Here is a 21,875-nt window from a genome sequence, read left to right as displayed (position 1 = left end):
TTTTTTTCTGAATCCAGGCAGCGAAAGCGGCTTTTCTGCTGTGCTCAGGATGGCTCGCTCAACTCCGCCGGCAAGGCGCCGCCAGTCTTGATGGTCTTGGTGACGATGTAGGTGAAGTAGCGTTCGATGCCGAGGTCTTCGAGCAGCAACTGATCGACGAAACGCTGGTAATAATCGATGTCCGGCGCCTGGATCATCGCCAGGTAATCCACCCCGCCACCGGTGGCATAACAGAACGCGACTTGCGCAGCGCTGGCCATGCGCTGTTCGAACCGGCGCATGTCCTGGGCGGTATGGCGGGCCAGGGTGATCTCCACCAGCACCTGCTGGCGCTTGAACACCGCGCCCCAGTCGATCTGCGCGCGGTAACCGGTGATCAACCCGGCCATCTCCAGCTTGCGCACCCGTTCCCAGGCCGGCGTGACCGACAGATTGATGGCCTCGGCCAGGCTCGATTTGGTAATCCGCCCATCCTCGGCGAGGATTTGCAGGATCTTGAGGTCGTAGCGATCGAGCTTGTGCATGGGCCGGGGCTCTCCAGGCAATTCAGACATCACACCGATTACTGTGGCGAGGGAGCTTGCTCCCGCTGGGTCGCGCAGCGGCCCTAATCTCGGTTCCTTCCCGGCTTCAGGTCAGAAGCGACGCCTGCTTCGCAGCCGAGCGGGAGCAAGCTCCCTCGCCACAATGGGCCTGCGCAATCTGCATCAGGCCAACACATCGGCAATCACCGCCAACGTATCGCCACATTGCACCAGCCCAGGGAAGTGCCGGGCCGCCAATAGGCCGCTGCGGGCGGCGCGGTATTCAACCGGGGCGACGCCGCTGCGGGTGGCGTCGTAAATGCGCGCCACCACCTCGTCCTGGGTTACGTGTTCACCCAGGTCGCGGCACATTTCCAGCAGGCCGTCGTGCTCGCTGGCGATGAAGCAACTGGCGTCCGGCATGTCGAGCACCAGCGAAGGCTGCAGGTCGATCGCGCCGCGCAGGATGCCGGCGTGGATCAGCAAATTACGCACGCCTCGCTCGGCAATCGCCACGCTGCGGGCCGTCGACGAGCCGCCGCCGCCCAGTTCGGTGGTCACGAACACCTTGCCCTGGGATTCGGCCGCGGTGTCGTACATCGCCCCGGCGTCCAGCTCCAGCATGCGCATGCAATACGGTGCGTTGAACGCCAGCATCCCGGCCTCGCAGCGCGCCTGCTGTTCTTTATCCGGCAAGATATGGCAAGCGGCGAACGGCAGGAAATCCAGGGTCCGGCCACCGGAATGAATGTCCAACACGACGTCGGCCAAGGGCAGCAGCGTGCGGTTGAAATAATCAGCGATTTTCTCAGTGACAGTGCCGTCCGGCCTGCCAGGAAAGCTGCGGTTCAGGTTGCCCTTGTCGATCGGCGAAGTCCGGCGCCCGGCATGAAACGCCGGGGTGTTCATGAACGGCACGATGATCACCCGCCCACTCACCTCTTCAGCCGTCAGTTGCTGCGCCAGTTTGCTCAGGGCCACCGGACCTTCGTATTCGTCGCCGTGATTGCCACCGCTGAGCAGCGCCGTCGGGCCACTGCCGCGTTGGATGACGGTGATGGGAATCATCACCGCGCCCCAGGCCGAATCATCCCGCGAATACGGCAGCTTGAGAAAACCGTGCTGCACGCCTTCGCGAGTGAAATCGACTGTGGCGCTGATGGGATTGGCGGGCAGTTCACTCATCGTTCAATCCTTCACGAACAGTTGGCGGGGCACGTTGCACAGCGTCTCGACGCCGGTCTCGGTGATCAAGATGCTCTCGGTGATCTCCAGGCCCCAATCATCCATCCACAGCCCGGGCATGAAGTGGAAGGTCATGCCCGGTTGCAACACACTGGTGTCGCCAGGACGCAGGCTCATGGTGCGCTCGCCCCAATCCGGCGGATAACTGATACCGATGGGGTAGCCGCAACGGCTGTCCTTGTGGATGCCGAATTTCTCCAGCACCTTGAAAAACGCCACGGCGATGTCGCCGGTGGTATTGCCCGGCTTGGCCGCGTCCAGGCCTGCGGCGATGCCTTCGACCACCGCTTTTTCGCCCTCGATAAAATGCGCCGGCGGCTTGCCCAGGTAGATCGTCCGCGACAACGGGCAGTGGTAACGCTTGTAGCAACCGGCAATTTCGAAGAAGGTGCCGGCGCCCTTTTCGAACGGCGAATCGTCCCAGGTCAGGTGGGGCGCGCTGGCGTCGGCGCCGGTGGGCAACAGCGGCACGATGGCCGGGTAATCGCCGCCATGGCCGTCGGCACCGAGGATGCCGCTGCTGTAGATCTCGGCCACCAATTCGTTCTTGCGCATGCCCGGCTCGATCCGTTCGAGGATCCGCCCGTGCATGTTCTCGACGATGCGCGCGGCGATGCGCATGTAGGCGATTTCCTGGGGCGACTTGACCGCCCGCTGCCAGTTCACCAGGCCCACCGCGTCCACCAGTTTTGCCTGGGGCAGGTGTTTTTGCAGCGACAGGTAGGCGGCGGCGCTGAAGTAATAGTTATCCATTTCCACACCGATGGTCAGCGCGCCCCAGCCACGGGCGATGATCACTTCCCGGGACAGGTAGTCCATGGGGTGGCGCTCGCGGGACTGCACGTAGATGTCCGGGTAGCCAACGATGTTATCGGCCTGCATGAACACCGTGCGCTTGGCGCCATTGGCGTCCTGGCCGCGACCGAACCACACCGGCTCGCCGTCCAGCGCCAGCAATACGCATTGGTGCACATAAAATGACCAACCGTCGTAGCCGGTGAGCCAGGCCATGTTCGACGGATCGGTGACCAGCAACAGCTCCAGGCCCTGGGCCTGCATGGCGGCGCGAACCTTCGCCAGGCGCTGGGCGTATTCCTCCCGTTGGAACGGAAGATTGACGACTTTCTCTGACATCCCTCTGCCCTCTGATCAATGACGCACGAATGAAAAAACAGCTTTAGCGCCCGAAGGCGAAGCCTTTGCCCGCCGCCCGTGCCCGGTCGAAAGCCAGGTTGGCGATGGCGGTGTCCTGGGCGCCGGTACCGGTGAGGTCACACAGGGTGACTTGCGCCTCGTTGGTCCGCCCGGCCCGCTGCCCCGCCAGGACTTGGCCCAGTTCCATCAGCGCCAGCTCATCGTCCACGGCGCCGGCCGCCAGGGCGTGGTGCAGTTCGCCAAGCAGGCGGGTCTGGCTGAGGCGATCGGCGACGTAGCGATCGACAGCCGCCAGGGCTTGCGGGGAAATCTCGTTCTTGTGTTCCGCGTCCGAGCCCATCGCGGTGATGTGCAGGCCGGGGTGCAAGTGTCGGGCTTCGATCAGCGGCTCGCGGCTTGGCGTGCAGGTGATCGCGATGTCCACGCCTTCCAGGGCTTCGTCGACACTGGCGCATGGCGTGACCGCAAGCCCGGTGTCGCGGGCCAGTCCGGCGCTGAATGCACGGGCCTTTTGCGCATCGCGCGCCCAGACCCGTACTTCATCGATAGGCCGTACCAGACGCAGCGCCTGGAGCTGCAACGCCGCCTGTTCGCCCGCGCCGATCAGTGCGACGCTGCGGCTCGCCTTGCGGGACAGGCAACGCGCCGCCACCGCGCCCGCCGCCGCCGTGCGCACGGCGGTGAGGTAGCCGTTGTCCAGCAACAGCGCATCCAGCAAACCGGTACGCGCCGAGAGCAGCATCATCATGCCGTTGAGGCTGGGCAGGCCGAGCTTGGGATTGTCGAAAAAGCCAGGGCTGACCTTGATGGCGAAGCGTTCCAGGCCCGGCAGGTAAGCGGTCTTCACATCCACTTCACCGTTATGTTCGGGAATGTCCAACCGCAGGATCGGCGGCATCGCCACGGCGGCCGTCGCCAGTTGCACGAAAGCCTGTTCGACGGCGTCGATGCTGGGCAGGTCGAGGGCCACGCAACTGCGCAGATCAGCTTCGCTCAATAGGATGACTTCACTCATGACAGGCTCCGTTGCGCAGTTATCAGGTGTTGTTATCAGGCGTTGGCACCCGCGATCACGCGGGCATGGTGTTCGGTGTCGACGTTGCGCCCGCTGACCACCAGCACGATGGGCCCGCGAGGTTCGATCAGGCCGTCGAGCAGCGCAGCGATGCCGACCGCCGCCGCGCCCTCGAGGACCAGGCGTTCGTGGTGATAGGCGTGGCGGATGGCATTGGCGATGGAGGCTTCCGAAAGCAGGTGCAGGTCATCGCTCAGTTGGCGGGTCATGTCGAAGGTGTAGCGGTTGTCCAAACCGATGCCGCCGCCGAGGGAGTCAGCCAGCGTCGGCAGTTCTTCGATGTCCACCGGGTGGCCGGCGGCGAGGCTGGCGTGCATCGCCGCGCCACGGGCCATGCTGATGCCATGGACCTGGATTGTTGGATTCGCGCTCTTGAGGGCCAAGGCCACGCCGGCGAACAAGCCACCACCAGACAGCGGCACCAGCACCTGGGCCACGTCCGGTTGTTGTTCGAGGATCTCCAGGCCGAGGGTGCCCTGGCCGGCAATGATCGCTGGGTGATCGAATGGCGGCAGAAACGTCGCGCCTTGTTCCCTCGCGATGCGTTCGGCTTCGCGCTGGGCATCGTCCTGGGACTGGCCGACGATGCACACCTCGGCTCCGAGGTCGCGAATTGCCTGCACCTTGTTGGCCGGCACCAGGCTCGACAAACAGACAATCGCCTTGACCCCTTGCTGCGAAGCGGCATGGGCCAGCGCCCGGCCGTGGTTGCCGGTCGATGCGGTGACCACGCCCAGGGCCTTCTGCTCGGGGCTGAGTTGCGCCACGGCATTGCTCGCGCCGCGCAGTTTGAAACTGCCGGTGATTTGCAGGGATTCGAGCTTGAGGTAAACCGCCACCCCCATCAGCCGTGACAAGCTGGCGGAATGTTCCATGGGCGTGCGCCTGACCAGCGACGCGATGCGCTGGCGAGCGAGGTAGATATCCTGAAGCTGCAACACTGCCATGACCGCGTCCCGAGCTGATGTGTTGGGCGCAGTCTAAGAGGGCTGGATTGTGGTGATGAATGTACTAGGGCAATTTAGTTTGTAGTGACACAGATCCCGTGAACAGCACAATTCCAGTGTGGGAGCGGGCTTGCTCGCGAAAGCGGTCTGCCAGTCACATCAATGCTGGATGTGCCGCCGCCTTCGCGAGCAAGCCCGCTCCCACAGGGGGTTGTGTTGGGCATTAATCCAGCAACATCAGAAATCATGGATCTGCGGATACTGATTGAAGATCTCCCGCATGCCGATCAACGCATCGCGCATTTCCTCATCGCTGCATTCGGCCCCGACGCATACCCGCACCGCGCGGGGTTTGGGTGTGCCACGGACGGTGAACGGATCGGGCGAGGTCACGGCGATATGCTTGTGCCGCAGCGCCCGTACCAGGCTGTCCACTTCCCAATGGGGCGGGATGCCGATCCAGGCGTTCAGCGCATGGGGATGCTGGCCCAGCAGGTGCTCGCCCATGTATTCGCTGACCATCGCCTGGCGCCCCGACAGCAAGCGGCGCTGCAGATGCACCAGCGACTCGGCGCGTCCATCGCGAATCCAGCGCGCGGCAATCTCCGAAACCATGGGCGTGGCCATCCAGCTGTTCACCCGCAAGATGCTTTCTGTGCGCAGGGCCAGGCGCTTGGGCACCACCAGATAGCCGATGCGCAGCCCCGTGAGCACCGACTTGGTCATGCTGGTGCAATAGAACGACAGCTCCGGCAGGTAATGGCTGATGGGTGGCGCCCGGCGTTCATCCAGCAGCGGGCCGTAGACGTCGTCCTCGATGATGTGCACGCCGAAGCGTCGGGCGATCTCGGCGATTTCCCGCCGACGGGCGTCGGGCATCAGGCTGGTGGTGGGGTTGTTCAGGTTCGGCGTGCACACCAACGCGGTGATGCGCTCGTTGCTGCACATGTCTTCGAAGTGCTCGGGATCGATGCCGTAGCGGTCCATCTCCAGGCCCTTGAGGGTGAAGCCCAGCACTTGTGAATTGCCGATCACCCCATGGTCGGTCACGCCTTCGCAGAGCACCACATCATCGGGGCCGGCCAGGGACGCCAAGGCCAGGAAAATCCCGTGGGCCGCGCCATTGGTGATCAAGAGATCGTTGCGATCGACCTTCAGCCCCTGGCGGCCGATCCATTGCGCAGCGGCTTCACGGTGGGATTCAAAACCGGCAATCGGACGAAACGCATGGATCCACGGCTGGTCTTCCTCGGTGCTCAGCTCCAGGCAGGTGTCGCGCCAGAACTGGTCGTGTTCACGGGTGTGCATGATTCGCGTGATGGAAAAATCCACCAGGGCCCGCTCGGGACTGTCGAGGATATAGGTGGCGACCCGATCACTCATGCGCCGCGAAACGAAACTGCCGCGCCCCACTTCGCACCGTACCAGCCCTTGGCGTTCCAATTCCTTATAGGCATTGGTGACGGTCTGCACGCTGATGCCCATGGCGTCGGCCACTTGCCGTTGCGGCGGCAGGCGTTGCTCGTTGGCCAAGGCACCCTGCTCGATGTCATCGGCAATGGCCTGCACCAGAATCTTGTATTTGGATTCACCGCTGCGGGCGACTTCCAGGGCTGATTTCCACTTATCCATGACGCTGCAACCCGCGTGTGTTCTGGTGCGCACAGCATTGCGCGGCAATCACGGCAAAGCAATTGTCCTAGTGCAATACAATCGGTGTCGGGGCTTTTGTATGCTCGGTCCAAGGTCGACATCCAGGCAGGTTCTTATCCTGACAAAAAGCCGGATCGACCTGTACCGGCGCCGTTCCCGATCCATGGCCCAGCCTGGATCAGCCGCTGTACGTTTTGCTCTTGTAACACTGCCTCCTACCACAGAGCCGTCCAACGACGGATCCACAAGAAACAGGAGATTTTATCGATGAGCAATTTTCTTCCCAGCACCGGCGCGCCCCTGCGTCGACTCCTGCTGGCCTGCGCCGTCCTCGGCCTGGTCGGCAGCGTTCAAGCGGCCACCCTGGACACCGTCAAAAGCAATAGCAGCATCCGGATCGGCTACGCCAATGAAACCCCGTTCGCCTTCACCGAAACCGACGGCACCGTGACCGGTGAATCGCCTGAAATCGCCAAGATCATTTTTGCCAAAATGGGTATCAAGCAGGTCAACGGTGTACTCACCGAATGGGGCTCGCTGATCCCGGGCCTGCGTGCCGGTCGTTTCGACGTGATTGCCGCCGGCATGTACATCACCCCGGCGCGCTGCAAGCAAGTGTTGTTCACCGACCCGCAATACCAGTTGCCCGATGCGTTGCTCGTGGCCAAGGGCAACCCGAAGAAACTCCACAGCTACGAAGACATCGCCAAGCAACCGGATGTGAAGCTGGCGATCATGGCCGGCACGGTGAACCTGGCTTACGCTCGAGATTCCGGGGTCAAGGATGAACAGATCCTCCAGGTCCCCGACACCACCGCACAACTGCAAGCGGTGCGCGCCGGTCGTGCCGATGCCGCCGTCGGCACGCAACTGACCATGAAAGGCCTGGCCGGCAAGGGCGGCGACAAGGTCGAGGCGATGACCGAATTCAAGGACGACCCTTCCCACATCGGTTACGGCGCCCTCGCCTTCCGCCCCGAAGACAAGGACCTGCGCGACGCGGTCAACGCCGAACTGAAGAAGTGGCTGGGCTCCGAAGAACACCTCAAGGCCGTGGCGCCATTCGGTTTCGACAAATCCAACGTCACCAGCAAAACTGCGGCCGAGCTTTGCGCTCAGCCATAGTCGAGACTGACGTGCCGAAACAGGCGTGACGCGCGTTGCGTGATGCCTGTTGCCTGTTTCATCGGATATCGGGTTGAACCATGGGCGAATTACTTCCGTTATTGATTCAAGGGGCCTGGGTCACGCTTCAGGTGACGTTCTTCGGTTCGCTGCTGGCGATTGTCGCCGCGGTGCTGGCGGCCCTCGGGCGGTTGTCGCCCTGGCGAGCGCTGCGCTGGTTTTCGATCACCTATATCGAAGTGTTCCGTGGCACCTCGCTGCTGGTGCAATTGTTCTGGCTGTTTTTCGTGTTGCCGCTACCACCATTCAACATCGAGCTGAGCCCTTACGCCGTGGCGATTGTCGGCCTGGGCCTGCACATCGGCGCGTACGGTGCCGAAGTCATGCGCGGCGCGATCAGCTCGGTGGCCAAGGGGCAATATGAAGCCTGTACGGCACTGAATTTCAGCGGCTTCACGCGTTTCAAGCGGATCATCCTGCCCCAGGCTCTGTTGGCGGCGATCCCGCCTGGAACCAATCTGTTGATCGAGCTGCTGAAGAACACTTCACTGGTGTCGCTGATCACCCTGTCGGACCTGAGCTTCCGAGCGCGACAACTGGACCAGGCGACCTTCCAGACCCTGGAAATTTTCAGCCTGGCGCTGGTGCTGTATTTCATCCTGGCCCAGGCCATCAACTTCGGCATGCGCAAAGTCGAGCGACGGCTGAGCCGGGGCCGGATGCGTGGAGGTCTGTCATGACGCTGTTCGACTGGTCCTACGCCGCACAGATCCTGCCGGACCTGTTGCGCGCCTCCCTCAATACCGTGGGCATCACCCTGATCGGCTTCCTGATCGCGATTGTCCTGGGATTGTTTCTCGCCATCGGCCGGCGTAGTCGCAAGCTCTGGCTGTCCTGGCCGGCCACGGCGGTGATCGAGTTCATCCGCAGCACGCCGCTGCTGATCCAGGTGTATTTCCTCTATTACGTGCTGCCCAACTACGGCTTGAGCCTGACGGCCATGCAGGTCGGCATCCTCGGCATCGGTCTGCACTACGCCTGCTACATCGCCGAGGTCTATCGCAGCGGCCTCGATGCGGTGCCGCGTGCGCAGTGGGAAGCGGTGACGGCATTGAACATCGCGCCCTACAGCGCCTACCGCAACATCATCCTGCCCCAGGCGCTGCGTCCGATCGTGCCGCCGCTGGGCAATTACCTGGTGGCAATGCTCAAGGACACGCCGGTGCTGTCGGCGATCACCGTGGTGGAAATCATGCAGCAGGCCAAGAACATCGGTTCGGAAAATTTCCGCTACCTGGAACCGATCACCATGGTTGGCCTGTTTTTTCTCGCCCTGAGCCTTGCCTTGGCTTATCTGGTACGGCGCCTTGAAACGCGCATGGAGCTACGCTAATGACTTTACCTCAGTCCACGCCCACCGATTTGTCCCGGCGCAGTACGCTGGCGTCGCAGCAGGAGGCCTCGGCTATGCAAGACTCGACTCCGTCCCGGCCGATTGTGAGTTTCCAGGACGTGACCAAAAGCTACGGCAGCTTCACGGTGCTCGACCATCTGAACCTGGATGTCGCACCGGGAGAAAAGGTCGCGATCATCGGTCCCAGCGGCTCGGGCAAGTCGACGCTGCTGCGGGTGCTGATGACGCTGGAAGGCATCGACCAGGGCCAGATCCGAATCGAGGATGATTCCCTGACCCACATGCCTAACCGCAACGGCGTGCTGGTGCCGGCCAACGACCGACACATTCGCCGAGTGCGCGGCAAGATCGGCATGGTGTTCCAGAGTTTCAACCTGTTCCCCCACATGACCGCGCTGCAAAACGTGATCGAAGCGCCGGTGCAGGTGCTGGGCATGAACCCGAAAGAAGCCCGGGAGCGTGCCGCCGATTTGCTGGAACTGGTGGGGTTGGGCAGCAAGCTCGACCACTATCCTTCACAGTTGTCCGGCGGCCAGCAGCAGCGGGTGGCCATCGCCCGGGCACTGGCGATGCGGCCCAAGGTGATGCTGTTCGACGAAGTGACCTCGGCGCTTGACCCGGAGCTGTGCGGCGAGGTGCTCAACGTGATCCGCAAGCTGGGGGCCGAGCACAACCTGACGATGCTGATGGTGACTCACCAGATGGGCTTCGCCCGGGAATTCGCCGACCGGGTGTGCTTTTTCTATAAAGGGCAGATCCACGAACAAGGGACTCCTGCGCAGATCTTCGAGCATCCGCAGCAGGAGCGCACGTGCGCATTTTTGAGTGCGGTGAAAGAGGCCAACTGAACCCACTCACTGAAGTGAACACTTTTGTGGCGAGGGAGCTTGCTCCCGCTGGACTGCGCAGCAGTCCCTAATCAGCGAACGCGGTGTGCCAGGGGGACCGAGGTGAATGATTTTGGGGCTGCTGCGCAGCCCAGCGGGAGCAAGCTCCCTCGCCACAGGTTGTGTGTAAACCATGTCCCCGGACTAGGCAGGGGTGGCGGCAGCCACAAAAAAACGGGGCCATGTTTCCATGGCCCCGTTTCATTTACAGCGCAGCAATCAAGGGTACTGCTGGTAAGTCTGCCCCTGCTGCTGCGGCGCCCCCTGATATTGCTGGCCGGGGATCGCCTTGAGGTTGACCTCGACACGACGGTTCTGCGCGCGACCATTGACGTCGGCGTTGCTGGCCACCGGATTGTCCGGGCCGGCGCCACGGGCCGACAGGTTGGCGCCGCTCACGCCTTGGGATGTCAGGTAAGTCGCCACGCTCTGCGCACGACGCTGGGACAGGTCCATGTTGTGCTGGCGGCTGCCAGTGCTGTCGGTGTAGCCGACGATTTCAATCTGGTTCTGGTTGAACTCCTTGAGGGAGCCGGCCAGGTTGTTCAGCGGCTGGTAGAAGCTGGACGCGATGTTCGCCGAGTCGGTGGCGAAGGTGATGTTGCCGGGCATGATCAGTTTGATCTGATCGCCCTGGCGCTGAACCTCAACGCCGGTATTGGCCATGCTGGCGCGCAGTTTCTTTTCCTGCTGGTCGGCGTAGTAGCCGTAGCCGGCCGCCGAAGCCCCCACGACCGCAGCGCCGATCAACGCGCCCTTGCCACGGTTATCGTGACCGATGGCCGCACCGGCCAGTGCGCCGGCCAGGGCACCGAGGCCGCCGTACTTGGCGGTCTTGCTCATGCCGGAAGATTCCGTGGAGGCCTGCCCCTGATTGTCATAGGGGTTAGGCGACGCGCAGCCGGACAACAAGGCCACAGCGGTAGCGACAACGATCAAGCGACGCGAGGTGAACATGGAATGCTCCTGGTTTTCAGTCTGAAGTGCCAGGGTGTAGACAATCGACTCTGGCGGGCGTTGGAACGCGATAAAGATTAAAAATTCCACCCGCTGCGCTGCGTTTACCTAGAACTTACAATCAGGAACCGCATCGCTCAGGGTTTGCTCACCCGGCGACGATGGCAGTCGCCTGGCTCGAGTTTCCTGCCGTTGGCAGAACGCACCTCGAGTGGTGCGATCGGTTCATCATGCTCCTTATCCAGCAATACCGAGTGGGTTTCTCCGACCTCGAACAAATGCCGCTCACCCCACTGACGCATCGACACCACGATGGGAAAAACTTCGCGGCCCTTCTGCGTCAGCGCGTATTCCTTGTAGGCGCTGCCGTCGGAGGCGGGCCTGGTCTCGAACACGCCGACTTCAACCAACGCCTTGAGGCGCGAGGCGAGAATATTTTTCGCCAGCCCAAGGTTCTTCTGGAATTCGCTGAACCTGCGCACATCGTCAAAGGCGTCGCGAATGATCAGCAGTGACCAGCGATCACCAATGACCTCAACCGCCCGGGCCACGGGGCACTCCTCTTTGCCCGCCAATGCCTGCTGTGTCATTTCGCTCTCCCTTGGTTGAAAAAACTGGTTGCAGATTAAAACCGAAACAGCTAGAAATCAAACAACCAGTTTCAAAACAAAACCTGTTTTAACCAAGGAGGGCTCATGATCTCAGAGACGCAATCCGCCGAAGCCGTCGCACATTCATCCCCGATTCATGCCCCCAGGCTGAGCCGCTCGTTGACGCTGCTGTTTTCCGTCACCTGCGCACTGGCCGTGGCGAACGTCTATTTCGTCCAGCCGCTGCTCGACGCCATCGCTGAAAGCCTGCAGGTCTCCCCGGGCCTGGCAGGCGTCGTGGTGACCGCGACCCAGGTGGGCTATGCCGTGGGCCTGGTGTTCATCGTTGCCCTGGGGGACTTGCTCGATCGCAAGCGCTTGATGCTGTGCCAGGCCCTGCTGTCAGCCGTGGCACTGGTTGTCGCGGGATGCGCCGGAAAGTGGCCGATGTTGTTGGGCGCGATGGTCCTGGTGGGGATGATGGCGGTGCTGGTGCAGGTCGTTGTTGCCTACACAGCCACCCTCGCCTCACCGCAACAGCGGGGGCAAGCTGTGGGCACGGTCACCAGTGGGGTGGTGCTGGGCATCCTGTTGGCCCGATTGGTATCGGGAGTCATCGCAGACCTGGCGGGCTGGCGCGCCGTGTTCTTCGTTTCGGCGGGGTTGATGTTGACGCTGACCGTTGTACTCGCCATCGCCGTGCCTGCGACCCACACGCCCAGGCCCGGCGTGTCCTATCCGACGCTGATCGGCTCGCTGTTCAAACTGTTCATCACGGAACGCACCTTAAGGGTCAGGGGCGTATTGGCCTTACTGATTTTTGCCGCATTCAGCGTGTTATGGACGGCCATGGTGCTGCCACTCAGCGCCCCGCCGCTGTCGCTGTCCCATACCGAGGTCGGCTTGTTCGGCCTGGCGGGCGTGGCCGGCGCACTGGCCGCCTCAAAGGCCGGACGCTGGGCCGACCGGGGATTCGGGCAACGCACCACCGGCGTCGCCTTGGCATTGTTGACGCTGTCGTGGCTGGCCACGGCGTTCGCGCAGTTTTCATTGCTGGCCCTGATTGTCGGGGTGATTGCCCTGGATTTCGCCGTGCAGGCAGTGCACGTCACCAACCAGAGCCTTATCTTCGCCGCACGCCCTGACGCGCAAAACCGCCTGGTGGGCGCATACATGTGTTTCTACTCCGTGGGCAGCGCCTTGGGCGCTGCCGCCGCGACCCAGGTTTATGCCCAGTGGGGCTGGGTCGCGGTGTGCCTGTTGGGCGCGTCGATCAGCGCGTCGGCCCTGGTGTATTGGGCCTGGACCGAACTCATTGCTGTGCGAGGCAGCGGCTCACACCTCTGACGATCATCTCCACCTCGCGCTCGTCTATGGTCAACGGCGGCAGCAGGCGGATGGTCTTGCCCCGTGTGACGTTGATCAGCAGGCCATGGTCCCGGGCGGCACAAAGCGTCAAGTCGCGGACCGGTTGCTTGAGTTCGATACCGATCATCAATCCCTGGCCGCGAATCGCCAGCACATTCGGGTTGTCCGCCAGTTCGGTCCGCAGCCGGCTCATCAGCCGCTCGCCCTGGAGCCTGGCGTTGTCCACCAACGCTTGCTCCTCGATGATGTCCAGCACCGTGCAGCCGACCCGACAGGCCAGCGGGTTGCCACCGAACGTACTGCCATGGCTGCCGGGCGTAAACAGCTCGGCAGCCTTGCCCCGCGCCAGGCAGGCACCGATGGGCACACCGTTGCCCAAGCCTTTGGCGAGGGTCATGACATCGGGCACGATGCCCTCGTGCTGGAAGGCGAACCACTGGCCGGTCCGACCGATACCGGTCTGGATCTCATCGAGCATCAGCAGCCAGGCCCGCCGGGTGCACAGCTCGCGCAAGGCCTGAAGATAGCCCGGCGGCGCCAGCTGTACGCCGCTTTCACCCTGGATCGGTTCCACCAGTACGGCGACGATGCGTTCCGCATGGGCCTGCTGTATTTGTTCCAATGCCGCGAGATCGCCGAACGGTACCTTGATGAAATCCCCGGGCAGCCGATTGAAACCCAACCGCACCGACGGGCCGTCACTGGCAGACATGGTGCCCAAGGTGCGCCCGTGAAACGCATTGTCCATGACCACCACCAAAGGCTGCTCGACGCCCTTGTGCCAGCCGTAGAGGCGCGCCAGTTTCAATGCGGTTTCGTTGGCCTCGGCCCCGGAATTATTGAAAAACACCCGCTCCAGCCCTGAAAGCTCGGTGAGCTTGTGCGCCAACCGCTGCTGCCAATCGATGCTGTACAGGTTGGACGTGTGCAGCAACAGGCCGGCTTGCTCGCTGATCGCCGCCACCAGCCGTGGGTGCGAGTGTCCGACGTTGGTCACCGCCACACCTGCCACCGCATCGAGGTATTCACGGCCGTCCTGATCCCACAGGCGCGTGCCCAACCCGTGGGTGAAGTTCAGCGCCAAGGGTTGGTAAGTGGTCATCAGGCAGGCAGCGGTCATGGCATCAAGCTCCATCGGGTGGTTTTTTCCAGTATGGTTAGCCACTGCTGCTGGATAAACGCTGCTTTACTTCAATCATTTAAAAGCCGAGCTTGATAATGGATCTATTCCAGGCAATGACCGTTTACGTGAAGGTGGTGGAGACCGGCAGCCTGACAGCGGCTGCCCAGGCGTGCGAAATGTCCACGACCATGGTGGGCAATCACCTCCGCGCATTGGAGCAACGCCTCGGCATGCGCCTGATCAACCGTACGACCCGGCGTCAGCGCCTGACTGAATTTGGCTCGGCTTACTACCAGCGCTGCCTGGAAGTGCTGGGGCTGGTGGCCGATTCCGAGCGCCTGGCCGAACAGACCCAGGGCGAGCCCACCGGCACCCTGCGCATCACCGCGCCGCTGACTTTCGGCACTGAATGCCTGGCGCCGGCCCTGGCCGAATTCAGCCAGCGTTACCCGCAAGTCAAGCTCGACGTGGTGCTGACCAATCAACGCCTGGACTTGCTCGACCACGGCTTCGACGTTGCCGTCCGTCTCGGCCTTCCCGACTCGAAGCTGATCGCCCGCCCCTTGATGGACTACACCCTGACTGCCTGCGCCGCCCCGGCTTACCTTGCACGACGAGGCATCCCGCAAAAACCCACCGACCTGCAACAGCACGACTGCCTGTCGTTCGCCTATCTGGCAGGCGACGAGTGGCGCTTCGCCCAGGACCAATGGCCGATCAACGGTCCGGAAGGCGAAATCAAGGTGCCGGTGAGCGGGCCGATGCTGATCAACAGTTCCGCGGGCCTGCATCGCGCGGCCCAGGCCGGCATGGGCGTGGTGATGCTGCCCGACGCGCTGGTGGCGCAGGACCTCAAGGATGGAGCGCTGATAGCACTGCTGCAGGATTATCAACTGCCCCATCGCCCGATGAGCCTGATGTATGCCCAGGATCGCTACCGTTTGCCGAAGTTGCGCAGCTTTGTCGACTTTGCGTTGGAGAAATGGGGGAAGCCTCAACTCGCAACCAATTGATGTCGCCGCAAGGGGCTGTCCACCCGCGACAGCATTGGCTTGGGACCGTACACCTGCGCCGCTAGTGGCGCCCAGCCCCATCGGCTACTCTTCATCCTTGGACGAGCATTTTGATATCAAGGCTGATTGAGGAAACAATGATGGGGGATGCCTCGAAGATCGATATGTTGCGGTTCGACTTGTCCGATCTGGACGAAGGCGTGCTGCATACCATTCTGGAACTGGTCAGCGATGGCATCTGGGACTGGAACGCCAACACCGGGTTCGTCTACCGCAACCCCGGTTGGTACACGATGCTGGGCTATCTGCCACACACGCTGGACAACACCGTGCTGACCTGGGAAAGCGTGATCCACCCCGAGGATTATCCACGGGTCATGGCCTTGTTCGACGACTACCTGGAACAACGATCCCACGGCTATCAGGCCGAATACCGCTGCCGCACGCAGGACAGTTCCTACATCTGGATCGAAGATCGCGGTTACATCATCGCCCGCAATCCTGACGGCACGGTGGCCCGCATGATCGGGGCCCATCGCAGCATCGACGACAAGAAACGCCTGTTCGAACAACTGGAGCGGCGCAACAAGTCCCTGGAAGCCATCATCGACGAACGCACCCGCGAACTGTCCCGGGTCAACCATCAGTTGCAGATCCAGCTCGACGAGAACCGCAGGCTCGCCGAGACCGACGCCTTGACCCGGGTCGCCAACCGCTATCGCCTGGAGCAAGCGCTGCCGTTGGCCTGCGAGCGCGCCCAACGCTTTCGCGAGCCCTTGTCGCTGATCGCCATGGATGTCGACGATTTCAAGGACATCAATGATCGTTACGGCCACGCTTTCGGCGACGCAGCGCTGGTGCAAGTGGTGCAGGCGGTCAAACGCTGCGAGCGCGACGGCGACTTGCTGGTGCGCTGGGGCGGTGATGAATTCATCATGATTTTGCCCAACACCACATTGGCCGACGCCAGCCTGATGGCCGAAACCATTCGCCGGAGCCTGTCCGACCTGCTACCGGTTGGCGATTTTCAGATCACCATGAGTTTTGGTGTGGTCCAGCGCTTCGAGGATGAACAACAGGCGGGATTGCTGCACCGGGCTGACCAGGCGCTGTATCGCTCCAAGCTGGCGGGCAAGAACGTCATTTGCGAATGAGCGAAACCATGCATCTTTACCTGGGCTGCGCCGGCTGGTCGCTTCCCCGCGACCAATGGCCGGCCTTCCCTGTCGAGGGAACGCATCTGCAGCGCTACAGCGCCCGTTTGCCAGCCGTGGAGATCAACAGCTCGTTCTACCGCCCCCACCGTCCCGCCACTTATGCGAAGTGGGCGGACAGCGTACCGCCGGACTTTCGGTTCTCGGTCAAGGTGCCGAAGATAATCACCCACGAACGACGACTGCTCGATTGCGAAGGGCTGGTGGATGAGTTCCTGGGACAATGCTCGCTGCTGGGAGAAAAGCTCGGCTGCCTGTTGATCCAACTACCGCCGTCTCTGGCCTTCGATGACGCGGTGGCCGGGGCGTTTTTCAGGATCTTGCGTGATCGCTATCAAGGCCATGCGGTGCTGGAGCCACGGCATCCGAGCTGGCTTGCGCCCCAGGCGTCGGCGCTGCTGCATAACCTGCGCATCGGTCGCGTCGGCGCCGATCCCTCGCCCTTGCCCGGTGGCGATCAGCCCGCAGGTTGGCCCGGCATTCGTTACTACCGGTTGCATGGCTCGCCGCGGATCTACTATTCGCCTTACGAAGACAACTGGCTGGAGCCATTCGCCAAGCGATTGAAGAGCGACCCGGACACGCCCACCTGGTGCATTTTCGACAACACCGCCAGCGGCGCCGCGACGGCCGATGCGTTGCGATTGCTGGCACTGATGCACGCCTGACGCCTGACAACGGCAACAATCGGTCACCGGCTGCCGGTCCGACCGTGACAACATCGCTCGCGTCCAATAGATTAGGCGGCCGGAAAAAAGCTCAATGCCTTTCTCGCCTCATCCAGCTAACAGAAGTAGTGAAATTTCAATGTCCGATTCCAACACCGCTGAATCCGTAGTCACCCTGTCGTCCAAAGCGGAATACGAAAACTCCATCAATCTTTCACAGCATCTGCCCCAGGCCAAGAACATCAGCGAGATGGTCCTCGATGCGTTCCAGTCGAACCGCGAAAGCGACCAGATCCGCGAACTGCGCAACGCCATCCGCCAGGCCCACGATGCGTTCGACGACGACAAGGCCTACGAACTGATGGGCCAGCTCAAACAACTCAAGGACGCCGAAGCCGCCGATTTCGCGGCGCTGGAAGACCTGGGCAGCCGCTTCCCCATCAGCCGCATCCTCTCCAGCTACAAGGACGACCCGGCCTTCCAGGAACTGGTCTATGGCCTGGCCCTGAAGGTGCTGAACCAGACCCACCAGGCCATCAGCAACCCGAGCGGCAGCAAGGGAAAAGCCTCGCGGGCCAAGAAAGAAGCCGAGGTATTCGTCATCAGCAAGGACGGCATCAGCGTCACCCTGCCCCTGCGCACACCTCGCTCCAAGCCGAACGTCGACCGCGAGGCCTTCGAGTTCCTGGGTTTCAGTTTTGCAGGCGAAGGCGAAGAAGCCGAGCTGGAAAGCGAAACCTTCCTGGACAACGACGGCACCGAACAACCCGTCACCCGCAAAAGCATCGTCACCGCCCTGCAACAAAAAACGGCCTTCGACGGCTACAGCATCGCCCAGCAATAAGCCCAAGTTGACTTTCCCCCTGTGGGAGCGGGCTTGCTCGCGAATGCGCCGTGTCAGTCAACATCAACTCGACTGACCCACCGCTTTCGCGAGCAAGCCCGCTCCCACAGGAATATTAGTGAAAAAGCCCCGCTCTTCTCTCGAAGGCGGGGCTTTTTTTACAGCGTCTGGAGCTTAAGGCGCGTAAGTCAGCAACAACTCACTTGGCACCTTGAAATCCAGGGACATCATCACGCTCAGGGCGGTGATGGTGAAGATCGAGAACACGAACAGCTTGCGTGCCCAGACGGTGTCATCCACGGCCTTGTAGCCGGTCCAGGCCATGTACAGCCAGTACATGCCCATGGCGGCGGCGACGGCGAGGTAGCTCATGCCGGCGTAGCCGCTGAAAGTCAGCATCAAGGTCGCCACGAGGAAGGCCAGGATGTAGAGCAGGATGTGCTTCTTCGCCACGCGGATGCCGCGTTTGACCGGCAGTACCGGGATCGAGGCTGCCAAGTAATCGTTGAAGCGGAAGATCGCGATGGCATAGGAATGCGGCATCTGCCACAGGCTGAACATCACCAGCAGCGTCAGCGCAGCCATGTCGAAGCTGTTGCTCACCGCCACGTAGCCGATCACCGGCGGCATCGCCCCCGACAGACTGCCCACCAGCGTGCCGTGCACCGACTTGCGCTTGAGGTACAGGCTGTAGAGGCCGACGTAGATGACAAAACCGATCACCGCGAACAGCGCCGCCAGCGGGTTGGCCACCCAGTACAGCAGCGCGACACCGGCCACGCCCAGCACCGTGGCGAACGCCAGGGCCAGTTGTACCGGGATCAATCCCTGTACCAGCGCGCGGTTCTTGGTGCGCTCCATCTTGATGTCGATGTCACGGTCGATGCAGTTGTTGAACACGCAACCGGACGCCACCACCAGGGAAGTGCCGATCATGGCCGCCAGGAAGATGGCCAGATCGACATGCCCTTTCGAGGCCAGGAAAAACCCGCCTGCCACAGAAAGCACGTTACCGAAAATGATCCCCGGCTTGGTGATTTGGATAAAGTGCTTTAAGGACATCCGGACTTTCCTCAGTGCGCCATCATGTTGGTGTGGATGCTGAACATGATCCACAACGACAGGCCGACCAGCAGGACGATCACGATCGCGGCAAAGACAAACGCGACCACGTTGTTACGCTGGGCGGCGGAACGGTCCAGGTGCAGGAAGTACACCAGGTGGACCAGGACCTGGACCACAGCGAAGATCAAAACGATCCAAAGCGTCAGGCTCTTGGGCAGCGATGGGTACATCACCAGGCCGAACGGAATGACGGTCAAGATCACCGACAGGATGAAGCCGATGGCGTAGGACTTGACGCTGCCGTGGCTGGCGTCGTCGTGGCCATCATGGGAATGAGCGTTAGCCATTTACAGGGTCCCCATCAGATAAACAACGGTGAATACGCAGATCCACACCACGTCCAGGAAGTGCCAGAACAGGCTCAGGCAGCTCAGGCGCGTCTTGTTGGTAGCGGTCAGGCCGTTTTTCTGGACCTGGTACATCATGATCGCCATCCAGATCAGGCCGCTGGTCACGTGCAGGCCGTGGGTGCCGACCAGGGTGAAGAACCCGGACAGGAAGCCGCTGCGGTTAGGGCCGTAGCCTTCGGAAATCAACATGTGGAACTCGTTGATTTCCATGCCGATGAAGCCGGCACCGAACAGGAACGTCATGGCCAGCCAGCCCAGTACCTGGGTTTTCTTGCCTTTGAACAACGCCAGCATGGCGAAGCCGTAGGTGATCGAGCTGAACAGCAGCAGAGCGGTTTCGCCCAGTACGTATGGCAGCTCGAAGATGTCGTGGCCCGACGGGCCACCGGCGACGTTGTTAACCAGCACCGCGTAGGCGGCGAAGATCGACGCAAACAGAATGCAGTCGGTCATCAGATAGAGCCAGAAACCGAATACGGTCATCTCGCCCGAGTCGTGGTGATGGTCATCGTGCCCATGGTCATGACCATGGGCGTGTCCAACATTGGTCACTAAGTTCGACATGGTTTAAGCCTGTTCCAACGAGGTTTCAACACGGGTGGCGGTGGCTGGGACTTTCCCGGCCGCTACCAGGCGTTTGTGCTGCTCGGCTTCGATGCGCTCGATGACATCCACCGGCACCATGTAGCCCTGATCGTCACGGGCGGCATGGATGGCGAAATACACCACGGTGCCGACCAGACTGGCGATGGCCAGCCACCAGATGTGCCAGATCATCGCGAAACCGAACACGGTCAACAGCGCGCCCATGACCACACCGGTGGCGGTGTTGTTAGGCATGTGGATCGGCTCGTACTTGGCCGGGGCCTGGTACGCGGTGCCGTTTTCCTTGGCCTCGGTGAACGGGTCGATGACGTCCGCTTTCGGCAGCACGGCAAAGTTGTAGAACGGCGGTGGCGAAGAGGTCGACCATTCCAGGGTATGGGCATTCCACGGGTCGCCGTGTTCGCACATATTCTCTGGCTTGTTGCGGTCGCGCACGCTGACGTACAACTGGATCAGCTGGCAGGCGATACCGACGGCAATCATCACCGCACCGAACATGGCGACGTACAGGTACGGCACCCACTCAGGGTTGGTGGTGGCGTTCAGGCGACGGGTCATGCCCATGAAGCCCAATACATAGAGCGGCATGAACGCGACGAAGAAGCCGGTGATCCAGAACCAGAACGCTGCCTTGCCCCAGCCTTCGTGCAGCTTGAAGCCGAACGCTTTCGGGAAGTAGAAGGCAAAGCCTGCGATGTAGCCGAATACAGCGCCGCCGATGATTACGTTATGGAAGTGCGCAATCACGAACAGGCTGTTGTGCAACACGAAGTCAGCACCCGGGATGGCCAGCAACACACCGGTCATGCCGCCGATGGCGAAGGTCACCATGAAGCCCAGGGTCCACATCACCTGACTGGTGAAACGCAGACGGCCCTGGTAGATGGTGAACAGCCAGTTGAATAGCTTTACCCCCGTCGGGATCGAAATCAGCATCGTCGCCAGGCCGAAGAAGGCGTTGACGCTGGCGCCCGAACCCATGGTGAAGAAGTGGTGCAGCCAGACCATGAAGCCCAGTACCGAGATCGCGCCGCTGGCGTAGATCATCGAGTGATGGCCGAACAGTTTCTTGCCGGAGAAGGTCGAGATGACCTCGGAGAAGATACCGAACGCCGGCAGGATCAGGATGTACACCTCAGGGTGACCCCAAGCCCAGAACAGGTTCACGTACATCATCGGATTCCCACCCAGTTCATTGGTGAAAATGTGGAAATCCATGTAGCGGTCAAGCGTCAGCAAAGCCAGGGTAGCGGTCAGGATCGGGAAGGAAGCGACGATCAGTACGTTGGCCCAGGTGCAGGTCCAGGTGAAGATCGGCATGTCCATCAGCTTCATGCCCGGGGTGCGCATTTTCACCACGGTGGCCAGGAAGTTGACCCCCGTCAGCGTTGTCCCCAATCCAGATAGCTGTAGCGCCCAGATGTAGTAATCCATCCCCACGCCCGGACTGTATTGCAGGCCCGACAGCGGCGGATAGGCAACCCAGCCGGTCTTGGCGAACTCGCCAACGCCCAGGGACAGGTTGATCAGCACCACGCCGGATACCAGCAGCCAGAAGCTCAACGAGTTCAGGAACGGGAACGCAACGTCACGCGCACCGATCTGCAGCGGCACCGCAAGGTTCATCAGGCCGGTGAAGAATGGCATCGCCATGAAGATGATCATGATCACACCGTGGGCGGTGAAGATCTGGTCATAGTGTTCAGGTGGCAGGTAGCCAGGCGAACCTTCGGTGGCCATGGCCAACTGGGTCCGCATCATGATGGCGTCGGCAAAGCCGCGCAGCAGCATGACCATGGCGACGATGATGTACATCACGCCGATTTTCTTGTGGTCGACCGACGTCAGCCACTCGGTCCACAGGTAGGTCCACTTCTTGAAGTAAGTGATACCGGCGAACAGCGCCAGGCCACCGAGTGCGATGATGGCGAGGGTCACCATGACAATCGGCTCGTGGAACGGGATCGCTTCCCAACTTAATTTACCAAACAT

General features: G+C 61.6%; 22 protein-coding genes. 9 read left to right on the top strand and 13 right to left on the bottom strand.

Annotated features, from left to right (window positions below; genetic code table 11):
- Positions 1-44: 44 nt before the first annotated feature.
- From PFLQ2_RS23105 to PFLQ2_RS23130, 6 genes are all read right to left on the bottom strand, one after another.
- Entirely contained in the window at positions 45-524 is a 480-nt protein-coding gene (locus PFLQ2_RS23105; protein ID WP_003178167.1) for an Lrp/AsnC family transcriptional regulator, read from the bottom strand.
- A 183-nt stretch (positions 525-707) separates the two neighbouring features.
- A complete protein-coding gene (gene doeB, locus PFLQ2_RS23110) occupies positions 708-1,709 on the bottom strand; it encodes a N(2)-acetyl-L-2,4-diaminobutanoate deacetylase DoeB (RefSeq protein WP_003178165.1) in 1,002 nt (333 codons plus the stop codon).
- A gap of 3 nt (positions 1,710-1,712) precedes the next feature.
- Positions 1,713-2,903 carry an ectoine hydrolase DoeA gene (gene doeA, locus PFLQ2_RS23115; protein ID WP_003178163.1) on the bottom strand — a complete coding sequence of 397 codons (1,191 nt, stop codon included), beginning with the start codon at positions 2,901-2,903 and terminating at the stop codon, positions 1,713-1,715.
- 43 nt (positions 2,904-2,946) lie between these two features.
- On the bottom strand, positions 2,947-3,939 hold the full coding sequence (locus PFLQ2_RS23120; RefSeq protein WP_003178159.1) for a cyclodeaminase: 993 nt from the start codon (positions 3,937-3,939) through the stop codon (positions 2,947-2,949).
- Positions 3,940-3,974: 35 nt separating this feature from the next.
- Positions 3,975-4,946 (bottom strand): hydroxyectoine utilization dehydratase EutB, encoded by a 972-nt coding sequence (gene eutB / locus PFLQ2_RS23125; protein ID WP_003178157.1) that lies wholly within the window; start codon positions 4,944-4,946, stop codon positions 3,975-3,977.
- Between the two features lie 237 nt (positions 4,947-5,183).
- Positions 5,184-6,578, bottom strand: coding sequence for a PLP-dependent aminotransferase family protein (locus PFLQ2_RS23130; RefSeq protein WP_003178155.1), 1,395 nt, complete (start codon positions 6,576-6,578; stop codon positions 5,184-5,186).
- A gap of 288 nt (positions 6,579-6,866) precedes the next feature.
- Here PFLQ2_RS23130 and ehuB point away from each other — a divergent pair, with 288 nt between their 5' ends.
- The 4 genes from ehuB (at position 6,867) to ehuA (ending at position 9,986) form a co-directional block, all read left to right on the top strand.
- On the top strand, positions 6,867-7,724 hold the full coding sequence (ehuB, locus tag PFLQ2_RS23135; RefSeq protein WP_003178153.1) for an ectoine/hydroxyectoine ABC transporter substrate-binding protein EhuB: 858 nt from the start codon (positions 6,867-6,869) through the stop codon (positions 7,722-7,724).
- Positions 7,725-7,804: 80 nt separating this feature from the next.
- Positions 7,805-8,464, top strand: coding sequence for an ectoine/hydroxyectoine ABC transporter permease subunit EhuC (ehuC, locus tag PFLQ2_RS23140; protein WP_003178151.1), 660 nt, complete (start codon positions 7,805-7,807; stop codon positions 8,462-8,464).
- On the top strand, positions 8,461-9,117 hold the full coding sequence (gene ehuD, locus PFLQ2_RS23145; RefSeq protein ID WP_003178148.1) for an ectoine/hydroxyectoine ABC transporter permease subunit EhuD: 657 nt from the start codon (positions 8,461-8,463) through the stop codon (positions 9,115-9,117). The genes ehuC and ehuD overlap by 4 nt, the downstream gene beginning before the upstream one ends.
- Positions 9,118-9,191: 74 nt before the next feature.
- Complete coding sequence (gene ehuA / locus PFLQ2_RS23150; protein WP_033045918.1) at positions 9,192-9,986, top strand: ectoine/hydroxyectoine ABC transporter ATP-binding protein EhuA; 795 nt, start codon at positions 9,192-9,194, stop codon at positions 9,984-9,986.
- 258 nt (positions 9,987-10,244) lie between these two features.
- On the opposite strand, the gene PFLQ2_RS23155 is transcribed toward ehuA, so the two are convergent.
- Positions 10,245-10,982 carry an OmpA family lipoprotein gene (locus PFLQ2_RS23155; protein ID WP_003178145.1) on the bottom strand — a complete coding sequence of 246 codons (738 nt, stop codon included), beginning with the start codon at positions 10,980-10,982 and terminating at the stop codon, positions 10,245-10,247.
- Between the two features lie 137 nt (positions 10,983-11,119).
- On the bottom strand, positions 11,120-11,572 hold the full coding sequence (locus PFLQ2_RS23160; RefSeq protein WP_003178143.1) for a winged helix-turn-helix transcriptional regulator: 453 nt from the start codon (positions 11,570-11,572) through the stop codon (positions 11,120-11,122).
- 105 nt (positions 11,573-11,677) lie between these two features.
- Between PFLQ2_RS23160 and PFLQ2_RS23165 the strand changes: the two genes are divergently transcribed.
- On the top strand, positions 11,678-12,919 hold the full coding sequence (locus tag PFLQ2_RS23165) for an MFS transporter (RefSeq protein ID WP_003178141.1): 1,242 nt from the start codon (positions 11,678-11,680) through the stop codon (positions 12,917-12,919).
- Here the strand turns inward: PFLQ2_RS23165 and PFLQ2_RS23170 are convergent.
- On the bottom strand, positions 12,885-14,060 hold the full coding sequence (locus PFLQ2_RS23170) for an aspartate aminotransferase family protein (protein ID WP_003178139.1): 1,176 nt from the start codon (positions 14,058-14,060) through the stop codon (positions 12,885-12,887). The two genes, PFLQ2_RS23165 and PFLQ2_RS23170, sit on opposite strands and share 35 nt — an antisense overlap.
- A 98-nt stretch (positions 14,061-14,158) precedes the next feature.
- On the opposite strand from PFLQ2_RS23170, the gene PFLQ2_RS23175 reads away from it, so the two are divergent.
- The 4 genes from PFLQ2_RS23175 (at position 14,159) to PFLQ2_RS23190 (ending at position 17,802) form a co-directional block, all read left to right on the top strand.
- Positions 14,159-15,076 (top strand): LysR family transcriptional regulator, encoded by a 918-nt coding sequence (locus tag PFLQ2_RS23175; protein ID WP_003178137.1) that lies wholly within the window; start codon positions 14,159-14,161, stop codon positions 15,074-15,076.
- Between the two features lie 140 nt (positions 15,077-15,216).
- Positions 15,217-16,230 (top strand): sensor domain-containing diguanylate cyclase, encoded by a 1,014-nt coding sequence (locus PFLQ2_RS23180; protein WP_003178136.1) that lies wholly within the window; start codon positions 15,217-15,219, stop codon positions 16,228-16,230.
- An 8-nt stretch (positions 16,231-16,238) separates the two neighbouring features.
- The gene (locus PFLQ2_RS23185) at positions 16,239-16,958 is read left to right on the top strand and encodes a DUF72 domain-containing protein (protein ID WP_003178133.1); all 720 of its coding nucleotides are present in this window, start codon (positions 16,239-16,241) and stop codon (positions 16,956-16,958) included.
- Between the two features lie 139 nt (positions 16,959-17,097).
- Positions 17,098-17,802: a hypothetical protein gene (locus PFLQ2_RS23190; protein ID WP_003178132.1), complete on the top strand. Its 705-nt coding sequence runs from the start codon at positions 17,098-17,100 to the stop codon at positions 17,800-17,802.
- 174 nt (positions 17,803-17,976) lie between these two features.
- Here the strand turns inward: PFLQ2_RS23190 and cyoE are convergent, their stop codons facing one another.
- From cyoE to cyoB, 4 genes are read right to left on the bottom strand one after another with little or no spacing between them, the layout of a single operon-like run.
- Positions 17,977-18,864: a heme o synthase gene (cyoE, locus tag PFLQ2_RS23195; RefSeq protein ID WP_003178131.1), complete on the bottom strand. Its 888-nt coding sequence runs from the start codon at positions 18,862-18,864 to the stop codon at positions 17,977-17,979.
- A gap of 11 nt (positions 18,865-18,875) precedes the next feature.
- Positions 18,876-19,214, bottom strand: coding sequence for a cytochrome o ubiquinol oxidase subunit IV (gene cyoD / locus PFLQ2_RS23200; protein ID WP_003178128.1), 339 nt, complete (start codon positions 19,212-19,214; stop codon positions 18,876-18,878).
- Positions 19,215-19,841: a cytochrome o ubiquinol oxidase subunit III gene (locus tag PFLQ2_RS23205; RefSeq protein ID WP_003178126.1), complete on the bottom strand. Its 627-nt coding sequence runs from the start codon at positions 19,839-19,841 to the stop codon at positions 19,215-19,217.
- Between the two features lie 3 nt (positions 19,842-19,844).
- A complete protein-coding gene (gene cyoB / locus PFLQ2_RS23210; RefSeq protein WP_003178124.1) occupies positions 19,845-21,875 on the bottom strand; it encodes a cytochrome o ubiquinol oxidase subunit I in 2,031 nt (676 codons plus the stop codon).

This window comes from Pseudomonas fluorescens Q2-87 (genome assembly GCF_000281895.1).
GTDB classification, from domain to species: Bacteria; Pseudomonadota; Gammaproteobacteria; order Pseudomonadales; family Pseudomonadaceae; genus Aquipseudomonas; species Aquipseudomonas fluorescens_S.
This window is presented reverse-complemented; position numbering and strand designations above follow the sequence as displayed.